The organism is Collimonas sp., from assembly GCF_035566555.1.
In the GTDB taxonomy this organism is placed as follows: domain Bacteria; phylum Pseudomonadota; class Gammaproteobacteria; order Burkholderiales; family Burkholderiaceae_D; genus Collimonas.
The window spans coordinates 1-6,018 of the sequence record NZ_DATMRB010000128.1 but is presented as its reverse complement, the minus strand read 5'-3'; the positions used below and the strand labels follow the sequence as shown (position 1 = coordinate 6,018).

Annotated in this window: 7 protein-coding genes; 5 read left to right on the top strand and 2 right to left on the bottom strand. The window is 59.0% G+C overall.

What is annotated here, in order from left to right:
* Positions 1 to 78: 78 nt before the first annotated feature.
* Both rpmB and radC read right to left on the bottom strand, forming a co-directional pair.
* Positions 79 to 315: a 50S ribosomal protein L28 gene (rpmB, locus tag VNZ65_RS16330; RefSeq protein ID WP_014005219.1), complete on the bottom strand. Its 237-nt coding sequence runs from the start codon at positions 313 to 315 to the stop codon at positions 79 to 81.
* Positions 316 to 461: 146 nt separating this feature from the next.
* Positions 462 to 1,136, bottom strand: coding sequence for a RadC family protein (radC, locus tag VNZ65_RS16325; protein WP_325670820.1), 675 nt, complete (start codon positions 1,134 to 1,136; stop codon positions 462 to 464).
* A 98-nt stretch (positions 1,137 to 1,234) separates the two neighbouring features.
* On the opposite strand from radC, the gene VNZ65_RS16320 reads away from it, so the two are divergent.
* From VNZ65_RS16320 to VNZ65_RS16300, 5 genes are all read left to right on the top strand, one after another.
* The gene (locus VNZ65_RS16320; RefSeq protein ID WP_061942446.1) at positions 1,235 to 1,690 is read left to right on the top strand and encodes an FKBP-type peptidyl-prolyl cis-trans isomerase; all 456 of its coding nucleotides are present in this window, start codon (positions 1,235 to 1,237) and stop codon (positions 1,688 to 1,690) included.
* A 23-nt stretch (positions 1,691 to 1,713) separates the two neighbouring features.
* Positions 1,714 to 2,646, top strand: a complete 933-nt coding sequence (ispH, locus tag VNZ65_RS16315; RefSeq protein ID WP_325670818.1) for a 4-hydroxy-3-methylbut-2-enyl diphosphate reductase — start codon at positions 1,714 to 1,716, stop codon at positions 2,644 to 2,646.
* A 617-nt stretch (positions 2,647 to 3,263) separates the two neighbouring features.
* Positions 3,264 to 4,193, top strand: a complete 930-nt coding sequence (locus tag VNZ65_RS16310) for a branched-chain amino acid ABC transporter permease (RefSeq protein ID WP_325670816.1) — start codon at positions 3,264 to 3,266, stop codon at positions 4,191 to 4,193.
* Positions 4,194 to 4,206: 13 nt separating this feature from the next.
* Positions 4,207 to 5,421 carry an ABC transporter permease subunit gene (locus VNZ65_RS16305; RefSeq protein WP_325670814.1) on the top strand — a complete coding sequence of 405 codons (1,215 nt, stop codon included), beginning with the start codon at positions 4,207 to 4,209 and terminating at the stop codon, positions 5,419 to 5,421.
* A 9-nt stretch (positions 5,422 to 5,430) separates the two neighbouring features.
* A partial coding sequence (locus VNZ65_RS16300; protein ID WP_325670812.1) for an ABC transporter ATP-binding protein occupies positions 5,431 to 6,018 on the top strand: 588 nt, incomplete at its 3' end.

Below are 6,018 nucleotides of genomic sequence, written 5' to 3'. Positions count from 1 at the left end.
TGACCTGTACCTGCGGTCGATTCCAGCTTGATTTTGTCGCGGCCTGATTTCGCCATGATTCTTCCTTTATTCTGCTAGTTAGACTTTTTCGCCACGAGCGCGCAAATCGGTCAACACGGCATCGATGCCGATTTTGTCGATTACGCGCAGACCGGCGTTGGACAAGCGCAGGGAGACCCAGCGATTTTCAGACTCAACGAAAATGCGGCGATTTTGCAAGTTAGGCAAAAAGCGACGCTTCGTCTTGTTGTTTGCATGGGAAACGTTGTTGCCGACCATCGGCCCCTTCCCGGTGACTTGGCAGACACGTGCCATGTTTTTACTCCTAAAAGATTTCCGAAACTGGAAAAAAGGAGAGTATATATAAAAAATCGAGATTTTTCAACGACTTGCAGAAAACAATTGTGTCTTTTGCTCGTTCGTGAATTTAACAATTTGTTTTGGCCGATCTTTGGCCGGTCTTACAGTTGGCCATGTTCCGCAAACGAGTGGACATGGGTGCCGGCAACAATGAAATGATCCAGCACCCTGACGCCGATCAGGTCCAGCGCCTGCTTCAGGGTTTGCGTCAGCTTGTGGTCGGCGGCACTGGGTTCGAGTGTGCCCGAGGGATGGTTATGCGCCAGCATGACGCTGGCGGCATTGCGTGCCAGCGCCGCCTTGACCACTTCGCGCGGATAGACGCTGGCGTGGGTGAGGGTGCCGCGGAACAGTTCGTCGGCGCAGATCAGGCGGTTCCTGACGTCCAGGAACAACACCAGGAAGGATTCATAGGGCTTGTTGGTCAGCAGCAACTGCAGATATTGCTTTACTGCCGCCGGGGCGTCGAAACTGCTGCCGGCCTGCAGTTCTTCCGTCAACGAGCGCCGCCCCAGTTCCAGTACTGCCTGCAGCTGGGCGAATTTGGCTGGCCCGAGGCCGTTGATGGCGCAGAAATCGTCCAGCGAGGCGGAAAACAGCCGGTTCAGCGAGCCGAAATGGCTGCTCATCTCGCGCCCAAGGTCGACCGCGCTCTTGCCGGCGGCGCCGACGCGCAGGAACACGGCCAGCAGTTCGGCATCGGAAAGCGCCTGCGGCCCGAATTTGATCAGGCGCTCACGCGGTCTTTGATCGGCTGGCCAGTCGGTAATTGACATTGTTGGTCCCCCTAAGCGCGTCAGCTAGTCCAAGGTGGCTTACAATATCATCTTCAGATGAACGATTGCCTTTTTGTTAATGGTGTTTTTGCCTAATTATGTCTAACTTGTCCTTGCCGGTTGTCACCGAAGCCTCCTATCTCACCTTGCACTACCGTCTTGCTTCGCAAGAGGGCGAGGATATTGTCAGCACCTTCAAGGAGTCGCCCGCTACTTTGCAGTTCGGCATGGGGCAGCTGGCGCCTTTCCTGGAAACCTGCCTGCTCGGTTTGCCTGAAGGTACGCACCAGACTTTCGACCTGCCGCCGGAGCAGGCATTCGGTCCGCGCAATCCTGAGCTGATCCAGCGCGTGTCGCGCGCCACGCTGCGCCAGAACTCCCAGCTGGGCGAGGAATACCGCATCGGCGATCTGGTCGAGTTTGCGGCGCCGGGTGGCGGCCAGTTCGCCGGCGTGCTGCGCGAGATCGACGAGCAGGGCGCCTTGTTCGATTTCAATCATCCGCTGGCCGGCCAGTCGCTCAAATTTGAAGTAAAGATCATCGGCATCTTGTGATCGCCGCTGGAATGGATATGACTATGGATAAAGAAATATTGCTGGCGCAGCCGCGCGGCTTCTGCGCCGGGGTTGACCGTGCGATAGAAATCGTCGAGCGCGCGCTGGAAGAATTCGGCGCGCCGATCTACGTGCGCCACGAAATCGTCCACAATGCCTATGTGGTGGCGGACCTGCGCAACAAGGGCGCGATTTTCATCGAGGAGCTGGCCGACGTGCCGGCCGGGAATACGGTGATCTTTTCCGCCCACGGCGTTTCCAAGGCCGTGCAGGAAGAAGCCGAAGTGCGCGGCCTGAAAGTGTTCGATGCGACCTGTCCGCTGGTGACCAAGGTGCATATGGAGGTCGCCAAGATGCGCCGCGAAGGCCGCGAGATCGTCATGATCGGCCATGAGGGCCATCCGGAAGTCGAGGGCACCATGGGCCAGACCGAGGGCGGCATGCACCTGGTCGAGACCGTGGCCGATGTCGCCAAGCTGCAGGTGGCGAATCCCGAGCTGCTGGCTTATGTCTCGCAGACCACCTTGTCGGTGGACGATACGGCAGACGTGATTGCGGCGCTCAAGCAACGCTTCCCCTTGATTACGGAGCCGAAGAAGGGCGATATCTGCTACGCCACCACCAACCGCCAGCAAGCCGTGAAATTCATGGCGCCGCAAGTCGACGTGGTGATCGTGGTCGGCAGCCCCAACAGTTCCAACTCCAACCGCCTGCGCGAAGTGGCCGAGAAGCGCGGCACCGCCGCCTACATGGTGGATAACGCCGAGCAGATCGATCCAGGCTGGCTGCAGGGCAAGAACCGCATCGGCGTGACCGCCGGCGCCTCGGCCCCGGAGGTCCTGGTGCAAGCCGTGATCGACCGCCTGACCGCCTACGGCGCCAAGAGCGTACGTACGCTCGACGGCGCCGAAGAAAACGTCATTTTCCCCATGCCCAAAGGTCTCGCACGTACCTGAGTGAGAGCGGGCGGACTGCAGTTGTCCATGAGAATCTGTTGATTGTCATGGGTGGCTGCAGTGTTGCCGCTATTGGCCAGCCGCGAGCCAGCCTTTTAGCCAGCCTTAAATTTGCCAGGAAATCCTTGCGCAAAGACCCCGCTGCCTCATTCTGGCGCGAAATTATATTCCGAATAAATCCTGCTTTTCCATCGATAGTTTTTTGTTTTCCTCGCTATCATTGCGGCGCTGCAGTTTGATTGTAAAAGCCTGTGCTGAACCGCCTTCAGCGAGGTAATATTGTGGTGCCGTCAGCGTTGCTTATCGCTCAACGTTAGTTATAATCTGCACGGTCATGGTGCATTTGTCCGCCGAGACAAGGCGCTTTAAGATAAAAACGTTCTTACATAAAGACGTAATAGGAGACAAACAATATGTGTACCCCGTTCATCCTTCTTATTCCGGCTATTCATGCAATGCCAGATTACCTTTCCAGCTAAGCGGAAGGGCGCATCCCCACGGCACCAGGATTTATCCAGGGTGCCGTTTTTGTATCGGGAATGATTTTTGCTGTGCAGCCTCTGAGATGGTCGCAATAGTGTTCTGACCGATTTGAACCGAAACACACAAAGGAAATTATGGATATCTTTATCCAACAAGTTATCAACGGCTTGGTGCTGGGAAGCATGTATGCGTTGATTGCCCTCGGTTACACGATGGTATACGGCGTGCTGAACCTGATTAACTTCGCCCACGGCGATATCCTGATGATAGGCGCGATGGTCGGCTTATCCATCCTCAAGTTGCTGCAGCATGTGGCTCCTGGCCTGCCTGGCATCGTCCAGCTGGCGATCGCCATCATCGGCGCCATTCCGGTCTGCGTGATTGTCAGCCTGATCATCGAACGGGTCGCCTACCGGCCGCTGCGCAATGCGCCGCGGCTGGCGCCGCTGATCACGGCGATCGGCGTTTCCATCCTGCTGCAGACTTTCGCCATGATGATCTGGGGCCGCAGCCCGCTGCCGGTGCCGCAAGTCATGCCGTCCGACCCAGTGCATATCTTCGGCGCGCTGATCTCGCCGACGCAGATCATGCTGCTGGTGCTGGCCGCGGCCTCGATGTTCGGCCTGGTGATGCTGGTTGAAAAAACCAAGATGGGCCGCGCCATGCGCGCCACTGCGGAAAATCCGCGGGTCGCCGGCCTGATGGGGGTCGATTCCAACCGCGTCATTGTCATGACCTTCGCCATCGGCGCTGCACTGGCCGCCGTAGCTGGCGTGATGTGGGGCGCCAACTACTCTTCCGCGCAGTTCGCGATGGGCTTCGTGCCTGGCTTGAAAGCGTTCTCGGCGGCGGTGCTGGGCGGTATCGGCAACATCTACGGCGCCATGCTGGGCGGCATCCTGCTGGGCCTGATCGAAAGCCTGGGCGCCGGCTACATCGGCGACCTGACCGGCAACTTCTTCGGCAGTAACTATCAGGACATCTTTGCTTTCATCGTCCTGATCATCGTCTTGACCTTGCGTCCGTCCGGCATCATGGGCGAACGTGTGGCTGACCGCGCCTGATCGGGGAGGACATATGGCCAATTTCTTCGACACCAAAAAGAACCCGACCAAGGCTTACACCAGCCTGGTCGCCCTGGCGATCATGTTCATGATCTTCCCGTTCATTGCCGCCAACTTCGGCAATTCCTGGGTCCGCATCATGGACTTCGCGCTGCTCTACATCATGCTGGCGCTGGGTCTGAACATCGTGGTCGGCTTCGCCGGCCTGCTGGATCTGGGCTACATCGCCTTCTATGCCATCGGCGCCTACATGACCGGCTTGCTGGCATCGCCGCAGTTTGCTTCGGTGCTGGAATCTTTCGTCAATACCTATCCCGCCATCGGCAATTTCCTGGTGATGATCTGCGGTCCCGAGATTGTCCAGAACGGCATCCACCTGTCGCTGTGGGTGATCGTGCCGCTGGGCGCGGCGCTGGCAGGCCTGTTCGGCGCCATCCTCGGCGCCCCGACCCTGAAGCTGCGCGGCGACTACCTGGCCATCGTGACCCTGGGTTTCGGTGAAATCATCCGGATTTTCATGAACAACCTGAACGCGCCGGTGAACATCACCAACGGCCCGCAAGGGATCAACCTGATCGATCCGATCCGCATCTTCGGCGTTTCGCTGGCCGGCGAGCGCGGTTCCAACGCGACCGTGTACTTCGGCGGCTTCGGCATGCCTTCGGTGAATGCCTACTACTTCCTGTTCCTGGTGCTGTGCATCGCCATCATCTTCATCTCGATCCGCTTGCAGAATTCGCGCCTGGGCCGTGCCTGGGTGGCGATACGCGAAGATGAAATCGCCGCCAAGGCGATGGGCATCAATACCCGCAACATGAAATTGCTGGCGTTCTCCATGGGCGCCTCGTTCGGCGGCGTGGCCGGCGCCATGTTTGCATCGTTCCAGGGCTTTGTCTCGCCGGAATCGTTCTCGCTGACGGAATCGATCGCGGTGCTGGCGATGGTGGTGCTGGGCGGCATGGGCCATATCCCGGGAGTGGTGCTGGGCGGTATCCTGCTGGCGGCCTTGCCGGAAGTCTTGCGCCATACGGTAGAACCGATGCAGATGGCGATGTTCGGCAAAGTGCTGATCGACGCCGAAGTCTTGCGCCAGTTGCTGTACGGCCTGGCGATGGTGGTCATCATGCTGACCCGCCCAGCCGGCTTGTGGCCCGCGCCCAAGCACGAGGACCGGCCCGATGCCGATGTCGACAAACCGGCGCTGGCGACCGGCGTGGTAGAGGCTTAAGGAGATCACATGAGCGCACCAACAATTTTAAATATCTCCGGCGTCAACAAGCGGTTTGGCGGTTTGCAGGCTTTGTCGGAAGTCAACGTCAAGATCCTCAAGGGCCAGATCTACGGCCTGATCGGCCCTAACGGCGCCGGCAAGACGACTTTTTTCAATGTCATCACCGGCCTGTACCAGGCCGACACCGGCTCTTTCGAGCTGGCCGGCAAGCCTTATTCGCCGTCGGCGCCGCATGAAGTGGCCAAGGCCGGCATCGCCCGTACCTTCCAGAACATCCGCCTGTTCGGCGAGATGACCGTGCTGGAAAATGTCATGGTGGGTTGCCACGTGCGTACCCACCAGGGCGTGTTCGGCGCCGTGTTCCGCCACAAGGCGGCACGCACGGAAGAGCTGGCGATCCGCAAGCGTTCGCAGGAACTGCTGGATTTCGTCGGCATCGGCCGTTTCGGCGAGCGTACCGCGCGCCACTTGTCCTACGGCGATCAACGCCGCCTGGAAATCGCCCGGGCGCTGGCGACCGAGCCGCAACTGCTGGCGCTGGACGAGCCCGCCGCCGGCATGAACGCCACCGAGAAACTGGCGCTGCGCGAGCTG